At 76.1% G+C, this 16,493-nt stretch carries 14 protein-coding genes and 1 pseudogene; 5 read left to right on the top strand and 10 right to left on the bottom strand.

All coding sequences use genetic code 11. The features are described 5' to 3' along the window. Positions 1 to 46: 46 nt before the first annotated feature. The gene (locus tag FLM69_RS00550) at positions 47 to 3,091 is read right to left on the bottom strand and encodes an AAA family ATPase (RefSeq protein WP_141842644.1); all 3,045 of its coding nucleotides are present in this window, start codon (positions 3,089 to 3,091) and stop codon (positions 47 to 49) included. Further along, positions 3,088 to 4,311: an exonuclease SbcCD subunit D gene (locus FLM69_RS00545; RefSeq protein ID WP_141842642.1), complete on the bottom strand. Its 1,224-nt coding sequence runs from the start codon at positions 4,309 to 4,311 to the stop codon at positions 3,088 to 3,090. The genes FLM69_RS00550 and FLM69_RS00545 overlap by 4 nt, the downstream gene beginning before the upstream one ends. 66 nt (positions 4,312 to 4,377) lie before the next feature. On the opposite strand from FLM69_RS00545, the gene FLM69_RS00540 reads away from it, so the two are divergent. Continuing rightward, the gene (locus FLM69_RS00540; RefSeq protein WP_141842640.1) at positions 4,378 to 5,532 is read left to right on the top strand and encodes an ADP-ribosylglycohydrolase family protein; all 1,155 of its coding nucleotides are present in this window, start codon (positions 4,378 to 4,380) and stop codon (positions 5,530 to 5,532) included. 5 nt (positions 5,533 to 5,537) lie between these two features. Here the strand turns inward: FLM69_RS00540 and FLM69_RS00535 are convergent, their stop codons facing one another. The 7 genes from FLM69_RS00535 to clpS are packed head-to-tail and all read right to left on the bottom strand — an operon-like array spanning position 5,538 to position 11,032. After that, the gene (locus FLM69_RS00535) at positions 5,538 to 6,683 is read right to left on the bottom strand and encodes an exonuclease domain-containing protein (RefSeq protein ID WP_141842638.1); all 1,146 of its coding nucleotides are present in this window, start codon (positions 6,681 to 6,683) and stop codon (positions 5,538 to 5,540) included. Beyond that, on the bottom strand, positions 6,680 to 7,369 hold the full coding sequence (locus FLM69_RS00530; protein WP_141842636.1) for a non-canonical purine NTP pyrophosphatase: 690 nt from the start codon (positions 7,367 to 7,369) through the stop codon (positions 6,680 to 6,682). The genes FLM69_RS00535 and FLM69_RS00530 overlap by 4 nt, the downstream gene beginning before the upstream one ends. Next, complete coding sequence (gene rph, locus FLM69_RS00525; RefSeq protein WP_036382145.1) at positions 7,366 to 8,130, bottom strand: ribonuclease PH; 765 nt, start codon at positions 8,128 to 8,130, stop codon at positions 7,366 to 7,368. Before rph ends, FLM69_RS00530 begins: the two co-directional genes overlap by 4 nt. A 22-nt stretch (positions 8,131 to 8,152) precedes the next feature. Beyond that, the gene (locus FLM69_RS00520; RefSeq protein WP_036382148.1) at positions 8,153 to 8,968 is read right to left on the bottom strand and encodes an MBL fold metallo-hydrolase; all 816 of its coding nucleotides are present in this window, start codon (positions 8,966 to 8,968) and stop codon (positions 8,153 to 8,155) included. Further along, positions 8,965 to 9,897: a glutamate racemase gene (gene murI, locus FLM69_RS00515; protein WP_036382151.1), complete on the bottom strand. Its 933-nt coding sequence runs from the start codon at positions 9,895 to 9,897 to the stop codon at positions 8,965 to 8,967. Before murI ends, FLM69_RS00520 begins: the two co-directional genes overlap by 4 nt. Then, a complete protein-coding gene (locus FLM69_RS00510) occupies positions 9,894 to 10,661 on the bottom strand; it encodes a DUF2017 family protein (RefSeq protein ID WP_036382154.1) in 768 nt (255 codons plus the stop codon). The genes murI and FLM69_RS00510 overlap by 4 nt, the downstream gene beginning before the upstream one ends. A gap of 8 nt (positions 10,662 to 10,669) precedes the next feature. After that, the gene (gene clpS / locus FLM69_RS00505) at positions 10,670 to 11,032 is read right to left on the bottom strand and encodes an ATP-dependent Clp protease adapter ClpS (RefSeq protein WP_036382156.1); all 363 of its coding nucleotides are present in this window, start codon (positions 11,030 to 11,032) and stop codon (positions 10,670 to 10,672) included. Positions 11,033 to 11,096: 64 nt separating this feature from the next. Here clpS and FLM69_RS00500 point away from each other — a divergent pair, with 64 nt between their 5' ends. From FLM69_RS00500 to FLM69_RS00485, 4 genes are all read left to right on the top strand, one after another. Further along, the gene (locus FLM69_RS00500; protein WP_010079001.1) at positions 11,097 to 12,449 is read left to right on the top strand and encodes a nicotinate phosphoribosyltransferase; all 1,353 of its coding nucleotides are present in this window, start codon (positions 11,097 to 11,099) and stop codon (positions 12,447 to 12,449) included. Positions 12,450 to 12,452: 3 nt separating this feature from the next. Then, positions 12,453 to 13,136 (top strand): isochorismatase family protein, encoded by a 684-nt coding sequence (locus FLM69_RS00495; RefSeq protein ID WP_036382159.1) that lies wholly within the window; start codon positions 12,453 to 12,455, stop codon positions 13,134 to 13,136. 104 nt (positions 13,137 to 13,240) lie between these two features. Next, a complete protein-coding gene (locus FLM69_RS00490; RefSeq protein ID WP_223246448.1) occupies positions 13,241 to 13,921 on the top strand; it encodes an AAA family ATPase in 681 nt (226 codons plus the stop codon). 126 nt (positions 13,922 to 14,047) lie between these two features. Beyond that, complete coding sequence (locus tag FLM69_RS00485; protein WP_036382162.1) at positions 14,048 to 14,509, top strand: GNAT family N-acetyltransferase; 462 nt, start codon at positions 14,048 to 14,050, stop codon at positions 14,507 to 14,509. A gap of 9 nt (positions 14,510 to 14,518) precedes the next feature. On the opposite strand, the pseudogene FLM69_RS00480 reads toward FLM69_RS00485, so the two are convergent. Beyond that, positions 14,519 to 16,477, bottom strand: a pseudogene (locus tag FLM69_RS00480) (heavy metal translocating P-type ATPase). Positions 16,478 to 16,493 lie beyond the last annotated feature (16 nt).

The raw sequence follows: 16,493 nt of genomic DNA, 5'->3' as shown, positions 1-16,493 counted from the left end.
CCTCACGCGTGGCGCGGGCCGGGGCGGCGGGGCGCACCCCCGTCGCTCAGGCGCCGTCGTGCACCGCGAGGCTCGAGCCGCGCCGGTCCTTGCGCACCTCGAGGCGCACGCCGATCTCCTGCCTCATCCGTTCGACGTGGGAGACGAGGCCCACGGTCCGGCCACCGGTCCGCAGGGTGTCCACGACGTCCAGGACGTCGTCGAGGGTGTCCGCGTCGAGCGAGCCGAAGCCCTCGTCCACGAAGAGCGTGTCCAGTTCGATGCCGCCGGCTTCGGCCTGCACGGTGTCCGCGAGCCCCAGGGCGAGGGCGAGGGAAGCCATGAAGGTCTCGCCGCCCGAGAGCGTGGCCGGGTGGCGCGTCTCGTCCACGTAGTGGTCCCGGATGACGAGTTCGAGGCCCTTGTTCCCGCGCCCGCCCACGGCGTCGGAGTACTCGATCGAATACCGCTGGTCCGTCATGGCGAGCAGACGCTCGGTGGCCGCGGCGGCGACCTCCTCGAGCCGCCCGGCGAGGACGTAGCTCGTCAGGGGCATCTTGAGCAGGTTCTCCCCGCCGCCGCGGACGAGGTCGAGCAGCCCCCGCACCCGCGTGTGCTCGGCGATGAGCCCGGCGGACCGCTCCAGGACCTCGGTCAGGGCGGCCGACTGCCGGCGCACCGTGGCGACGAGCGAATCGAGCCGCCCGAGCGCCGTCGCCCGGGACGAGCTCGCGGCCTCGGCCGCGGCGAGCGCCTCGGCGACGGCGCGGGTCTGCTCCTCGGTCGGCGGCTCGACGCCCGCCTCGGCGAGGGCGCGGCCCCGGCGGACGGGCTCGCTCGCCTCGAGCTCGGCGAGGCGGGCCCGTTCGGCATCCCACTCCTGCACGGCGGCCGTGCGGGCGGCGGCGTCCGTCTCCTCGAGGCGGGCCGCGCGCGCTGCGTCGACGCCGTCGAAGCGCTGTTCGGCCACCGTGGCGGCGAGCGCCTGGCCGGTCTCGTCGGCGACCGCCCGGGCGCGCGCGTCCTCGTCCTGCGCCGCCGCGAGGGCGGCCAGGACCCGGCGTGCGGCGGTGACCTGGTCGCGGCGGGCGTCGAGGGTCTCGGCGTCGCCGCGGGCGGCCTCGACGGCGTCCCGCAGCTCGCTCAGTCGGGCGGCGCGGTGGGCGGCGGCCTCGGCGAGCCGGCCGTCCTCGGCCGCGAGCGCGGCGGCGGTCTCGTCGGCCCCGGCGAGCGTCTTCTCGGCGGCGGCCAGTCGGCGGCGGTCCGCGGCGAGGTCCTTCGCCGCCTGGTCCAGCGCGGCCCGTTCGGCCTCGGCGCGCTCGAGCGCCTCTCGCGCGGCCTCGGGTGCGAGCCCGGCGGCGGCCTCGCGCGCCGTGCGGAGGGTCTGCTCGGCGGCGCGCAGGGTGGTCTCGGCGTCGGTCACGGCCCGGTCGGCCGCGGTGCGGGCCTGCTCGGCGTCCCGCACGTCCGCCTCGGTCACCGTGGTGTCCGCGGTGGCGGCCGGGGCCGGGTGCTCGGGCGAGCCGCACACGGCGCACGGCTCGCCGGGCACGAGCCGCTCCGCCAGTTCGGAGGCGGCCTGCTCGTACCGGGCACGCAGCAGACCGACGTGTCGTTCGGCGGCCTCACTCCGCCGCTCCTGTGCATCTCGGTGGGCCCGGGCCGCGGTCTCGACCTCGACGGCGCGGGCGGCCGCGGCCTCGGCGGCCGTGCGGCGCGCGGCGGCCTCGGACACGGCGCGGTCCACGGCCTCCCGGGCGCCGAGACGCTCGGTGCCGCGTTCGACGGCCGCGCGGTGTGCCGCGACGGCCGCCTCACGCTCGGGGCGGGACTCGACCAGGGCGGCACGGTCGCGGTCGATCTCGGCCCGCCGCTCCGCCGCGGCGGCCGCCTCCTGCTCCAGCTCGCGCATCCGGTCACGGTCCCGAACCGCGCGTGCCACCGCCTCCGCGGCGCGCTCGGCCTCCCCCAGCGCCTGGCGGGAGGCGGGCGCGTCGGCGGCCCCGTCCGCCCGGGCGGCGGCGAGCCACGCCGCCGCGGTCGGCTCGTCCTCGACGTGCGCCAGGGCCTCCGTCACCGCCTCCGACGCGGTGCCGGCGGCGTCCGCCGCCGCGGTGGCCCGCTGCGCGGCCGCGAGCACCCGCCCGGCGCGCTCATGGGCGTCGACGGCGCGGCGCCGCGCCGCGGCGGTCTCGGCCTCGGCGTCGTGGTCGCGTCGACGGCGCCCCCACGCCTCGGCCGCGGCCAGGTCCCGCCCGCGGGTCTCCAGCTCACGCGCCGTCACCCGGGCCCGCTGCTCCGCGGCGCGGGCCGTGGCGAGGCCGGCCCGTGCGTCCTCGTGCGCGCGACCCGCGCGCTCGGCGGCGAGGGCGAGCAGCCGCTCGTCCGTGTCCGGTGACGGCTCCGGCGCATGCCAGTCCGGGCCGAGCGCCTCGTGGAGCGCCTCGGCCAGCTGCGCCCGCGCAGTCCGGGCCACGTCCGCGTCCACGGCCACCGCGGTGTCCAGCCGGGCCGTCTCGCCGCGCAGGTGCTCCTCGACGCCGTCGAAGCGCTGCGTGCCGAAGAGCCGCCGCAGCAGGACGCGGCGCTCATCCGACTTCGCGGTGAGGAACTGGGCGAACTGCCCCTGGGGCAGCAGGACCACCTGCATGAACTGCTCGGCGTCCAGGTGCAGGACGGCCGCGATCTGCTGGCCGACCTCGTCCGCCCGGGTGAGCGGCGCCGTCCATTCCCCGGCCACGCGTTCCCGCAGGGAGACCGTGGCCGGCGTGGTGACGGTGGCGCCTCCCGCCGCGCTGCGTCTCCGGCGGGGCCGCTCGTGCTTGGGCGAGCGGACCACCTCGAAGCGCCGGCCCTGCACGGTGAACTCGACCTGCACCTCGGGGATCACCGCGCCGGGCTCGCGCAGCGTGGTCACGAGCGACTCGGCCGACCGTCCGCCCGGCACGGTCCCGTAGAGGGCGAAGCACAGCGCGGCCAGCACCGTGGACTTGCCCGCGCCGGTGGGCCCGTCCAGCAGGAACAGGCCGGACGCGTTGAGCCGGTCGAAGTCGACGTCCTGCGCCTGGGCGTAGGGCCCGAGCCCCTCCACGCGCATCCGGTGGATCCTCATGCGCGCACCTCCGCCGCGCGAGCGGCCTCGAGGGCGTCCCGCAGCAGGTCCTGCTCGGCCCCGCTGGCCGGCCGCTGCCGGACGTGGTCCACGAAACCGACCGCGAGCGCGTGGTCCGAGGGCGCCTGCCGCAGGACCTGGGCGTAGGTCCGCTCCCGGGCCCGCCTCCCGCCGGCCGGTTCGTGGCGGAAGACGAGCACGGAGGGGAACCGGGTCTTCAGACGCTCCAGGGCCCGCTCGGGGCGGTCGTCGTCGGTGACGGTGACCTGCACCCAGCACTGCTCCGCCCACGCGAACTCCGGGGACTCCAGCAGGTCCTCGATCGGCCCGGACAGCACCGCCAGGCGCCGTCCGGCGTCCCAGTCCACGGCCTCGACGTCGGTGACGGCCCCGCCCGTGACGTGGACGAGCCAGCCGCCCTTGCGGTGGCCCGCCTCGGAGAAGGAGTACGGCAGCGGTGAGCCGGAGTACCGCACGTGCTCTGCCAGCCGCTGGCGGCCGTGCAGGTGGCCCAGGGCCGCGTAGTCGAGCCCGTCGAACACGGAGACCGGCACCTGCCCCAGCGTGCCCACCAGCATCTCGGGCGGGGCGTCCGGCTCGACTTGCTCGCCCTCGCCGATGTCCCGTTCGGACTCGGAGCCGTGGCCCCCGGCCGCGAACAGGTGGGCCAGCACGACGGCGGCCACCGGCTCCGGCGTCTCGGCGCGGCGGGCGGCCAGATCGGCGTGGACGCGGCGGACCGCCTCCGTCAGCACGGCCGTGTGGTGGGGCTCCACGCCCCAGGCCGGTCCCTGGTGGCGCGGTTCGAGGTAGGGGATGCCGTAGACGGCCACGGTCTGGCCCGCGCCGCCGTCGACCCCGGGCTCGGTGAGCAGCACGGGGCGGTCCAGCTCCACCGCGTCCGCGCGCACGTGCACGCCCGCGGCCGCCAGGAGTCCGCCGCCGAAGCCGAGGCGCACCGCCGAGTCGTGGTTGCCGCTCGTGAGCACCACCTGGGCGCCGGCCGCGTGCAGCCGGGTGAGCGTCCGGTCCAGCAGCCGGACGGCGTCCGCCGGCGGCAGCGCGCGGTCGTACACGTCCCCGGCCAGCAGGACGGCGTCCACGCCGCGCTCCGTCACGGTCGCGACGAGGGCGTCCAGGACCTCCTCCTGGGCCTCGAGCAGCCCGGTGCCGTGGAACGACCGGCCCAGATGCCAGTCCGAGGTGTGCAGCAGGATCATGCGGCCCACTCTAGGGAGGGTGCGGACGGGATAAGCACGACGCGGTGCAGCTCGTACGATGGCGGCATGTCCGCCACCGCGCCCGAGCCCACCGCCTCCTCGTCCACGCCCCTGCCCGGCCCCGAGCACGCCGACCGGGTCATGGCCCTCCTCGCGGCCGGTGCCGCCGGGGACGCGCTGGGCGGCGTCGTCGAGTTCACCCCCGCGTCGGGGATCGCGGCGGTGCACGGCCCCGCCGGCGTCACCGACGCCGCGGACCTGCTCGCCCAGGAGGGCGCCCACGCCCTGCCGATCACCGACGACACGCAGCTGACGCTGTACGTGCTCGACGGCCTGCTCGAGTGGATCGAGTGGCAGAACGACGGCGTCCCGGCCGATCCCGCGGCGTGCGTGTGGCTCGCGTGCCTGCGCTGGTTCGCCACGCAGGACGGCGCGCTGCCCGAGGGCGCTCCCCCGGCCCCGCCCCGCTGGATCGACGCGCACGCGGAGCTGAAGGTGCGCCGCGCGCCGGGCACCGCGTGCCTGAGCGGGCTCGCCGAACCGGGGATGGGCCTGGCGGGCGACCCGCACAACCCGGGCTCGAAGGGCTGCGGGACGGTCATGCGCTCGGCCCCGTACGGGATGGTGCCGGGGCTCGAGGACCCGCACGTCGTGTCCCTCGCCCGCCAGGGGGCCGTCCTCACGCACGGCCACCCCACCGCGTGGGTCGCGGCGGGCGCGTACGCCCTCGTCGTCGCGGCCCTGCTGCGCGGCCTGGACCTGGCCGCCGCGGTCGCGCACGCCCGCGCGTGGCTCGACGGCCTGGGCGAGGAGGCCGAGGAGACCCGCGCCGCCGTCGCCGCGGCGGTGGTCCTGGCCGGCACCGTCGACGCCGACCCCGGCGCCCCCGGCGCCCTCCCCACCGCGCTCGGCGAGGGCTGGGTCGCGGAGGAGGCCCTGGCGATCGCGCTCTATGCCGCGCTCACCGCGCAGGCGGCACACCCGGCCGATCCGGCGGCGGCGCTCGCCCTGGCGCTGCGGATCGGCGTGAACCACGACGGCGACTCCGACTCCACGGCCTCGCTGGCAGGGCAGGTGCTCGGCGCGGCGCACGGCACCGCGGTGTTCGGCGCGCATGACCCCGCGGACCGCACCGCGGCCGAGGCCTCCGTCCCGGGGTGGATCGCCGAGCGAGAGGTCGTCCTGGAGGCCGCCCGGCGCTGGAGCGCCGCGACCACCTGAGCGGTTCAGCGCGCGGCGTCCGGCCAGTTCCCGTCGAGCATCTGCAGGAACTCCCCCTCGGAGACCAGGGCGATGGCCTGCCCCCGGTCCCGCCGGCGCAGGGCGTCCCGCGTCTTGCGGTGCGCCAGCGCCGTGGTCACGGCCTGCGGCGCCCCGTCCTCGGCGCGCGGGCGGTGCAGGTCCGCGGCCTCGAAGCCGTCCCCGACGACGAGCATCGTGGTGGCCGCGCCCACCCGGTTCGCGGTCTGCGCACCGTGCGCGGCCGCGCGCGTCTTGGCACTCTGACGCGACATGCCGATGCCGCCCGTGAACACCACCGTCTGGCCGAACAGGGGGTGGCCCGGGTCGGCGGTCGGGTCCGGGGGCGGGTTGACGCCCTCGTCCGGCCAGCGCATGAAGTCCGGCATGGCGCGTTCGTCCCGCAGCGGGACCCGCGCGTCGAAGACGCCCTCGGTGCGCCGGGCCTGGCGGGTGGCCTTCGACTCGGCGCCCGATCCCGCCGCCCGGGGGGCGAGGACGCTGACGCTCAGCCCCTGGGCCCGCATCAGGCGGTCGACGCCGCGGCCGGCCGGCACATCGGTCAGCCCCGGCAGCACGTCCGCGTCGGCCGGCTGCTCCCCCAGCACACGCCAGGCGATGTCCACGAGGATGGCCGCGCAGGCCTCCGCGTCGGCCAGTGCGTCGTGGTGGCGTCCCGGGGTGAAGCCGGCCTCGCGCGCCGCGGAGGGCAGGGCGTACGAGGGCAGGTCGTAGACGCGGCGCGCCAGCACCAGGGTGCACACGAACTCCAGGCCCGGCACGTCCCGGCCGGAGACCTCGAGGCCGGACTCGATGACGCCGACGTCGAAGCCCGCGTTGTGCGCCGCGAGCACGTCCGTCCCCACGAAGTCCGCGAGCTCGTCGTACACCTGCGCGAACCGGGGAGCGTCCAGGACGCGGTCCTCGGTGATGCCGTGGATGCGCACGTTGCGGGGATCGAACCGGTCGAAGCCGACGGGCGGACGGATCAGCCACTCGGCACGGTCCACCATCACCCCGTCCCGCACCCGGACGGCGCCCACGGCACACGGGGAGCCGCGGAAGCCGTTGGCGGTCTCGAAGTCGATCGCGGTGAAGTCCAGCCCCGGCACGGGGGCCCGCCCGCCGCTCACGGGCGCGCGTCGAGCGCGTCCACCAGGTAGGGCAGCAGGGCGCGGAAGGCGTGCCCCCGGTGGCTGATCGCGTTCTTGTCCTCGGGGCTCAGCTGCGCGGTGGACACGTCCCGGCCCTCGGGCCGCAGGATCGGGTCGTAGCCGAAGCCGCCGTCCCCCACGGGCTCGCGCAGCAGCGTGCCGGGCAGGCGGCCGTGCTCGACGTGCTCAACGTGGATGGCCCGGGCGCCCGCGGCGTCCGGGCCGCTGGGGACCGCGAGCGCGGCGGCGCACACGAACTGGGCACCCCGATGCTCGTCCGGCACGTCGGCCAGCTGGGCCAGCAGCAGCTCGAGGTTGGCACGGTCGTCCCCGTGACGCCCGGCCCAGCGGGCCGAGAAGATCCCGGGGGCGCCGTGCAACACGTCCACGGCCAGACCGGAGTCGTCCGCGACGGCGATCAGCCCGGTGTGCGCGGCCACGGCGCGGGCCTTCTTCAGCGCGTTCTGGGCGAACGTGACGCCGTCCTCGACGACGTCCGGGGCGCCCACGGCGCCCGCGTCCACCACCGCGGTCTCCACGTCGAGGCCGGGCACGGCACCGGCGAGCAGCTGGCGCAGCTCGCGCACCTTGCCCGCGTTGTGCGTGGCGAGCACGACGCGGGCGCCCTCCGGCAGGCCCGGCGACGAGGCGGCGGGCACGCTCACGCCCGGTCCTCCGTGGCGGCGGCCAGGGTCTCGGCCTGGATGCGGGCCAGCTCGCCCGTGCCGATCAGGGCCAGGTCCAGCAGGGTGTCCAGCTCGGCGCGGGTGAACGGCGCGCCCTCGGCGGTCCCCTGCACCTCCACGAACTCCCCGGCCCCGGTGACGACCACGTTCATGTCCGTCTCCGCCTTCACGTCCTCCACGTACGGCAGGTCGAGGACGGGCACCCCGTCCACGATGCCCACGGACACCGCGGCGACGGAGTCCTTGAGGACGGCGGCGCCCTTCGCGAGGATCCCCTCGCGCCGCGCCCAGGCCACCGCCTCGGCGAGGGCGACGTAGGCGCCCGTGATGGCGGCGGTGCGGGTGCCGCCGTCGGCGTCGAGGACGTCGCAGTCCAGGACGATGGTGTTCTCCCCCAGGGCGGACAGGTCGATGACGGCGCGCAGGGACCGGCCGATCAGGCGGGAGATCTCGTGGGTGCGCCCGCCGATCCGGCCCTTGACGGACTCGCGCTGGCTGCGCTCGTTGGTGGCCCGCGGGAGCATCGCGTACTCGGCGGTGACCCAGCCGGTCCCCTCGCCCTTGAGCCAGCGCGGCACGCCCTCGGTGAAGGAGGCGGTGCACAGCACGCGGGTGTTCCCGAACTCGATCAGGGCCGAGCCCTCCGCCTGCCGGGACCAGCCCCGGGTGATGGTGATGGGGCGCAGCTCGTCGACGGCGCGGCCGTCCGGGCGGGGGGCGGTGGGGGCGGGAGAGCTCATGGCCTCCAGTCTAGGCACGCCCTCAGACGCCGTAGCTCAGCCCCGAGACGGCGACGGCCAGCGGGCCGTCGTACACCTCGCGGGCCTCCTGGACGGCGCGCTGCGGATCGTTCCACACCGGCAGGTGTGTGAGCAGCAGCTTCCGGGCCCCGGCCTGCGCCGCCGTCTCGCCGGCCCGTCGGCCGGTCAGGTGGACGCCGTCGATGCCGTCGTCCCGGCCCTCGTGGAAGGCGGCCTCGCACAGGAACACGTCCGCGTCCCGCGCGGCCTCGACGAGCCCCTCACATGCGTCGGTGTCCCCGGAGTAGGTGAGCACGCGGGTGGTGACGCCGCCGTCGTCGTCGACGCGGTCCACCTCGACCCGGATCGCGTAGGCCTCGTCGATGGGATGGCGTACGGGGACCGGGGTGAACCGGAACGGACCGAGCCGTTCGGTGCGGCCGGCGGCCCAGCACCGGAACTCGAAGTCCTGGTGCATCCCCGGCTCGGGGTCCATCCCGTACGCCTCGGCGATGCGGTCGGCGGTGCCGGCGGGTCCGTAGACGGGCAGCCGGCCGCGTCCCCAGCCGGCCGGGTTCCAGCGGATGGCCACGTGCATCCCGCACAGGTCCATGAAGTGGTCCGGGTGCAGGTGGGAGAGCAGGATGCCGTCCAGGTCCTCGAGCTCGACGTAGCGCTGCAGCACGCCGAGGGCGCCGTTGCCGAGGTCGAGCAGGATCCGCCAGGTGCGCGGGGTGACGCCGTCCGCGGCCACGCCCTCGGCGGTGAGGAGGTAGCACGAGGCGGGTGAGCCCGGGCCGGGGAAGGACCCGGAGGCCCCGATGATGGTCAGCTTCACGTCACACCCTCCTGCTCGGCGCCCAGCCGCACGAAGGCCGCCGAGCGCGTCGGGACCGGCGCGGCCGCGGGGCGGGGCGCGCCGATCGTCTCCAGGCGTCGCACGGACTCGACCTCGGGTCCGAGGAAGCGGCGCGCGAGGGCCTGGAAGTGGTCGGGGTCGCCGGTGGCGGCGAAGCGGTGGCGGGTGGCCTGGCCGGAGCCCGCGGCCGAGTGGGGGTGCTCGAGGCCGAGGCGGACCAGCTCCCGGTAGAGGTCCTTGGCGGTCTCCTCCGCGGAGGAGACGAGCGTGACGTCCTCCCCCATCACGAGCGAGAGGGCGCCGGTCAGCAGCGGGTAGTGGGTGCATCCCAGCACGAGGGTGTCCACGCCCGCCGCGCGCAGCGGGGCCGTGTACTCCCGGGCGGTCTCCAGCAGTTCGGGGCCGGTGGTGATGCCGGCCTCCACGAACTCCACGAACCGCGGGCACGCGACCGAGGTGATCTCGAGGTGCGGGGCGGCCGAGAACGAGTCCTCGTAGGCGCGGGACCCGACGGTCGCCTCGGTGCCGATCACGCCGATCCGGCCCGTGCGGGTGGCGGCCACGGCGCGGCGCACGGCGGGCTGGATCACCTCGATCACGGGGATGCCGTGGCCTCCCGTGTAGCGCTCGCGGGCGTCGCGCAGCACGGCGGCCGACGCGGAGTTGCACGCGATCACGAGCGCCTTGACGCCGCGCGCGACGAGCTCGTCCATGATCGCCAGGGCGAGGGCCCGCACCTCGGCGATGGGCCGCGGGCCGTACGGCGAGTGCTCCGTGTCGCCCACGTAGAGGATGGACTCGTGGGGCAGCTGGTCCATGATCGCCCGGGCCACGGTCAGCCCGCCCACGCCCGAGTCGAACACGCCGATCGGCGCGGCGGCGTCCACGGCGGCGCGCTGGCCGGTCACTGCTCGTCCTCCGCGTCCCCGGCGCCGGGCGCGGACTCGTCCGAGCCCTCGGGCAGCTCGCTGAGCATCTCCGTCATGAGCGTCTCCAGCAGCCACGAGGTGAAGTTGTAGAGCAGGGCCATGGTGGACTCGACGTCCTCCGCGCTGCGCCAGTCGTCCACGGCGTGCACGCGGGCGGCGTCCTCCTCGGTCTCGACGCCCAGGCGGGCGGCGAGGACGAGGCGCACGTCGTTGAGCGCGCGGCCGAAGGCCGGCGCCTGGTCGTGCGGGACCTCCACGCGCGTCGAGCGCAGCAGCTCGAGTGCCAGGCGCGCGTCCGCGAGCTTCCCCTCCGACAGGGCGTCCTCGGTCAGGGCCCGGTGGGCGCCCTGTTCGGCGGCGCCGGCCTGGGGCATCGCATCCGGCAGGAGGCGTGCGACGGCCGGGTCGGCGGGGGCCGAGCGCTGCGGCTCCGGGTCCTGGCTCAGGTGCAGCCCGGAGACCAGCCCCCAGAACGCGGCGTCGGACGCGTCCAGCCCGGCCACGGGGCCCGCGTCCTCCGCGGCGGACACGGACGGCGGCGCCGCCGGGAGATCTTCGGGCGTGTCGACGCCGTCGTCGGCGGCCGGGGCCCCGGCGGGGTCCGCCTCGGCGGGGCGCACGTCCGCGCGTCGGCCCTCGAGCAGGGCGACGACGTCCCTGACCAGCCCGCGCAGCAGGCGCACCTCCGGCAGCTCCAGCTGCGCCGTGTACCCCCGCCGCGTCCAGCGGAACCGTTCTGCCATGCCCCTCCTCAGTCCTCCGCCTGCTCGAGCGTGGCCCACAGCCCGTAGCCGTGCATCGCGCCCACGTGCAGCTCGGCCTTCTCCTTGGTGCCCGTCGCCACCACGGACCGGCCCCGCTCGTGGACCTCGAGCATGAGCCGCTGCGCCTTGGCCGCGGAGTAGCCGAAGTGAGTGCGGAACACGTAGGCAACGTAGCTCATCAGGTTCACCGGGTCGTTCCACACCACCACGTTCCACGGCCGGTCCCGGGTTGTGTCCTCGTGAGGCCGCTCCAGCAGGGCGGTGTCGGTGGCGCCGGCGGGGACGGACTCACCCGGCGCCGGACGCACGGCGCGCGGCGCGGACGGATCGTGGCGGGTCAGCACGGACATGCGCCCCAGTGTACGAGGCGGGCGGGCCAGGACCGGCCCCGCCACGGTCCACTAGGGTGGGCGCGTGAGCCAGAACCCCGTGCCCAGCGCCCCGCGGACCGCCGACGACTGGCAGATCCCCACGGCGCTGATGACCGACCACTACGAGCTGACCATGCTCCAGGCCGCGCTGAAGGCCGGCACCGCGCACCGCCGCTCCCGCTTCGAGCTGTTCACCCGACGCCTGCCCAGCGGCCGCCGCTACGGCGTGGTGGCCGGCGTGGGCCGCGCGCTGGAGGGCCTGTCCCGCTTCCGGTTCGACACGCCCGAGCTCGACTTCCTCGCGGACACCACCGCCCTCGACGACGCCACGCTGGCCTGGCTCGCCGACTACGAGTTCACGGGCGACATCGTGGGCTACGCCGAGGGCGAGGCCTACTTCCCGCACTCCCCCCTCCTGCAGGTGGAGTCGACGTTCGCCGAGGCGTGCATCCTGGAGACCTACCTGCTCTCCATCTACAACTACGACTCCGCCGTGGCCTCCGCCGCCTCCCGCATGACGGCCGTCGCGGACGGCCGCCCGTGCGCCGAGATGGGCTCGCGCCGCACGCACGAGGAGTCCGCCGTGGCCGCCGCCCGCGCCGCGGCCATCGCGGGCTTCACCGCGACCTCGAACCTCGAGGCGGGCCGCCGGTACGGCATCCCGACCGTCGGCACCGCCGCCCACTCCTTCACCCTGCTGCACGACTCGGAGCGCGCCGCCTTCGAGGCCCAGGTCGCCGCGCTCGGAGCGGACACCACCCTCCTCGTGGACACGTATGACGTGGAGCAGGGCGTGCGCACCGCGGTCGAGGTGGCCGGCCCGGCCCTGCGGAACGTCCGGGTCGACTCCGGCGACCTCGTGATCCAGGCCCACCGCGTGCGCGAGCTGCTCGACGAGCTGGGCAACACCGAGACCGGGATCATGGTCACCTCGGACCTGGACGAGTACGCGATCGCCGCCCTGCGCTCCGCCCCCGTCAGCTCGTACGGCGTGGGCACGCGCCTGGTCACCGGGTCCGGCGCGCCCACCGCCTCCATGGTCTACAAGCTCGTGGCCCGCCAGGACGACGACGGCACGTGGGTGGACGTGGCCAAGGCCAGTTCCGGCAAGGCCAGCCGGGGCGGCCGCAAGGAGGCCGCGCGCCGCCGCGACCCGCGGGGCCGGGCCACCGCCGAGGTGATCGGCGTCAACCGCAGCGCCGCGCCCGACGCCGACGACCGTCCCCTGCTGCACCGTTTCGTGCACGCCGGCGAGCTGGCCGAGGGCTGGACCGGCCCCGAGGCCGTGACCCGCGCCGCCGAGCGGCACGCCGCCTCCCTGCGCGAGCTGCCCGCCTCGGTGGGCCGCCTGCAGCCGGGCGACCCCGCCATCCCGACCATCTTCCTGGAGGACTGACCCATGGAGAACCTGAACCGCGCCCTGGTGATCGTGGACGTGCAGAACGACTTCTGCGAGGGCGGCGCCCTCGGCGTGACCGGCGGCGCCGCCGTCGCGGCCGGGGTCAGCGAGCACCTGGCCGAGCACGCGGACGCCTACGCGGCCGTGGCCGCCACGCGCGACTGGCACGTCGACCCGGGCACGCACTTCGCCGCGGCCACCGGCGCCGAGCCGGATTTCCGCACCACCTGGCCGGTGCACTGTGTGGCCGGCACCGCCGGCGCCGAGCTGCATCCCGACCTGGACGCCGAGCACCTCGACGCCGAGTTCCTCAAGGGCCTGCACACGGACGCCTACTCCGGCTTCGACGGCGCCCTCGGCGAGCCCGACGCCGTCCCGACCGGGGCCGCGGGCGAGCGCCCCTCCGGGACCGTCGGCCCGTACGGGGCCACCGCCGTGGCCGCGGCCGCCGTCGAGTCCGGCGCCCCCGGCCTCGACGAGTGGCTCCGTGAGCAGGGCGTGGACGCGATCACCGTGGTGGGCATCGCGACGGATCACTGCGTGCGCGCCACCGTGCTCGACGCCCTCGACGCCGGCTACGAGGTCACGGTGCTGACCGACCTGGTGGCCGGCGTCGACGAGGCGGCCGCCCAGGCCGCGCTCCACGAGATGGAGGCCGCCGGGGCCATCCTGGCGACCTCCTGAGCCCCGTGGACGACTTGCGGCCCGGTCGCGGCCGGTGCCCCGTCCGGCCCCACGACGGCGGCGACGGCGATACCGGCCTGGGCCCCGCCCTGCCCGTCCGCAGGGTGACGGAGCACGCGCTCGGCGAGCGCCTGGACCGCTCCGGCTGGCCGGCCACGGTCCCCGCGGTCCGGCAGCTGCTGGACGACGGACTGGACCTCGGACCGGCCACCGTCCTGGTCGGCGCGAACGGTGCGGGCAAGTCCACGCTCGTGGAGGCGATCGCGGAGGCCGCCGGGCTGAACCCGGAGGGCGGCACCCACCACGTCCGCCATTCGACGCGCGTCACCGAGTCCGCGCTGGCCGAGCACCTGCAGCTGACCCGCGGCGCCGGCGCGCCGCGCGGCGGCGTGTTCCTGCGGGCCGAGGCCATGCACGGGCTGTTCACCTACCTGGAGGGCGTGTCCAGGGGACCGAGCCTGCACCGCATGAGCCACGGGGAGTCCTTCCTCGCGTTCTGCCGCGAGCGGGCCTCGGTGCGCGGGCTATGGGTCCTGGACGAGCCCGAGTCCGCCCTTTCCTTCGAGAACTGCCTCGCCCTCACCGCCTTTCTGCTGGAACGGCTCGAGGCCGGCTGTCAGGTCCTGCTCTCCACGCACTCCCCGGTCCTCGCGGCCCTGCCGGGGGCGCGGATTCTCGAGGCCGGCGAGCACGGCCTGCGCGAGGCCCGCTGGGAGGACCTGGAGACCGTGGACCACTGGCGCCGTTTCCTCGCGGGCCCGGAGCGGTATCTGCGGCATCTGTGAGGCGGAGGGCGCAGAGACCCGTGCCGCCGGCCCTCCTCCACGCGTCGGCCGACACTGTGGCGGATATCACGTCATGGGGCAGAATGGCGGGACACCCGGTGCCCGACGCAGACGAGGAGAGCAGCCATGACCGACTCCCCCATCGCCGCCGACCGGGACGGCATCCGCTACCTCTCCGGAGCGATCCCGGCCGCCGACGACGTCCGCGCCCTCTACGACGCCGTGGGCTGGTCCGCCTACACGGCGGACATGGACACGCTCATGGGCGGGCTGCAGGGCTCGGCCACGGTGGTGACCGCCTTCGACGGCGGCCGTCTGGTCGGTCTGGCCCGCGTGGTCTCCGACGGCCACACCATCGCCTACCTGCAGGACATCCTCGTGGATCCGGGGCACCAGCGCCGCGGCATCGCCTCCGAGATGCTGCGCCGCGTCTTCGCCCGGTTCGGCCACGTGCGTCAGCACGTGCTGCTCACGGACACCGAGGAGCGCCAGCGCGCCTTCTACGAGGCCCATGGATTCCGCGAGTCCCGTGACGTGGAGGGCGACGAGCTGCGCGCCTTCGTGCGTTTCCAGTCCCGGGACGGCTGAATCCGGCGCTCAGGCCGCCACGGCCCGCCGCTGCCCCCGGGCGGGGGCGGCGGCGAGATCGCCGAGCCGCTCGGCCTCGTGCGGGCCGGGCTGCATGGCGCGCAGCGCGGTGACGATGGCCACGACGTCCACGAGCTCCTGGAACAGCGCGCCGACCAGGGCCGGGATGGCGCCCGTTGCGGCGATGACCATGAGGACCAGGGAGAGCGCGATGCCGACCCAGATCGACTGGGTCGCCACCTGCAGGGTGCGCTGGCCGGCGGCCACCGCGACGGCGACCTTGGAGACGTCGTCGGCGAGCACCACGACGTCGGCGGACTCGGAGGCGGCGGTCGTGCCGCGGGCGCCCATGGCCACGCCCACGTCCGCGGCGGCGAGCACGAGGGCGTCATTGACGCCGTCACCGACCATCATCACCGGGCGCTGCGGGCGCTCGGAGAGCAGGCGGACCTTGTCCGCGGGCAGCAGGTCCGCGTGGACCTCGTCGATGCCCGCCTCCCCGGCGATGTGCCGTCCGGTGGCCTCGGCATCGCCGTGAGCATGAGGACCTGTCGTGCGCCGAGGCGGTGGAGCGCCTGCACGGTGGCGGCGGACTCGGGGCGGATGCGGTCGGCCAGCAGCAGGACGCCGGCGGAGGCGCCGTCCACGGCCACGTAGACGGCGGACTGGCCGGGGGCGAGGTCGGCGGTGGCGGTGTCCGGGGCGGCCTGCGTGACGTAGACGCGCTTGCCGACGACGACGCGGCGTCCCTCCAGCACCGCCACGACGCCGTGGGTGGCCTCCTCCGTGGCATCCTGCGCGGTCGCCAGGGACAGCCCGCGTTCCTCGGCCGCCGTGCGGATGGCGTCGGCGAGCACGTGCACGGAGTACTGCTCGGCGGAGGCGGCCAGGCGCAGCAGCTCGTCCTGGGCGAAGCCGGCGGCCGGTCGCACGCCGACCAGCTCGGGGCGGCCGGCGGTGAGGGTGCCGGTCTTGTCGAAGCCCACGGTCTGCACGGAGCCGAGGGCCTCGGTGGTCCCGCCGGACTTCACGATCACCCCGGACGTGGCGGCGCGGGACATGCCGCCGAGGAAGGCCACCGGAGCGGCGATGAGCAGCGGGCACGGCGTGGCCACCACGAGCACCTCGGCGAAGCGGACCGGGTCCTGGGACAGCGACCAGGCCAGGCCGGCGATCAGGTAGGCGACGGCGGTGAACGGCACGGCGTAGCGGTCGGCCAGGCGCACCATGGGGGCGCGGGACTAGGCCGCCTGCTGCACGAGGGAGACGATGGCCGCGTACTGCGAGTCGGCCGCGGAGGCGGTCGCCTCGAGCACGAAGGCGCGGGTGCCGTTGAGCGCGTCGGACATCACGGCCGAGCCGGTGCGGTGCGTGACGGGCAGGGGCTCGCCGGTCAGGGAGGACTCGTCCAGGTCCACGGCGACCTCACCGCCGTCCTCGGCGGAGGCCATGATGCCGTCCACGGGAAGCACCTCGGCGGGACACACCAGGAGCCGGTCGCCGGCACGCACCTGCTCCACCGGCACGTCCTCCACGGAGCCGTCCGGACGCAGGCGATGCGCGCGCTGCGGGGCGCGGTCCAGCAGGGCAGACAGATCCCGCCGGGCGCGGCCGGCCGCGTAGTCCTCGAGGGCCTCCCCGCCGGTGAGCATCAAGCAGACGAGCACGGCGGCGAGGTACTCCCCCACCAGCACCGTGGCGACGATCGCGGTGACGGCGAGGATGTCCACACCTCAGTGCCCGCGCAGGAGGTCCCTGACCATGCCCACCGAGGTCCACGCGGTCACCACCAGGGCATACGCAGAGGCGATCCAGCGCGCCGGATCCTCCGCCCCCCACGTGCAGGCCAAGGGTGAGGGCGACAACGCCGAGCGTCGCCAGCACCCACGGGTACCGCGCGGCGAGGCCGAGGACAGCGGGGGGCGACGACGGCGGGGCGGTCGACGGGGACGGGGCGGACACGGGCATGGCGGCTCCTGACGAC

It is taken from the genome of Micrococcus sp. R8502A1, from assembly GCF_006704135.1.
GTDB lineage: Bacteria > Actinomycetota > Actinomycetes > Actinomycetales > Micrococcaceae > Micrococcus > Micrococcus luteus.
Note: the sequence above shows the minus strand (reverse complement) of the source record. Positions and strands in the feature narration are given on the sequence as shown.

Bases quoted from the DNA above. Each gene is read 5' to 3' on its own strand.
- FLM69_RS00550 (WP_141842644.1), bottom strand. From the start codon at position 3,091: ATGAGGATCCACCGGATGCGCGTGGAGGGGCTCGGGCCCTACGCCCAG.
- FLM69_RS00545 (WP_141842642.1), bottom strand. From the start codon at position 4,311: ATGATCCTGCTGCACACCTCGGACTGGCATCTGGGCCGGTCGTTCCAC.
- FLM69_RS00540 (WP_141842640.1), top strand. From the start codon at position 4,378: ATGTCCGCCACCGCGCCCGAGCCCACCGCCTCCTCGTCCACGCCCCTG.
- rph (WP_036382145.1), bottom strand. From the start codon at position 8,130: ATGAGCTCTCCCGCCCCCACCGCCCCCCGCCCGGACGGCCGCGCCGTC.
- FLM69_RS00510 (WP_036382154.1), bottom strand. From the start codon at position 10,661: ATGGCAGAACGGTTCCGCTGGACGCGGCGGGGGTACACGGCGCAGCTG.
- clpS (WP_036382156.1), bottom strand. From the start codon at position 11,032: ATGTCCGTGCTGACCCGCCACGATCCGTCCGCGCCGCGCGCCGTGCGT.
- FLM69_RS00495 (WP_036382159.1), top strand. From the start codon at position 12,453: ATGGAGAACCTGAACCGCGCCCTGGTGATCGTGGACGTGCAGAACGAC.
- FLM69_RS00485 (WP_036382162.1), top strand. From the start codon at position 14,048: ATGACCGACTCCCCCATCGCCGCCGACCGGGACGGCATCCGCTACCTC.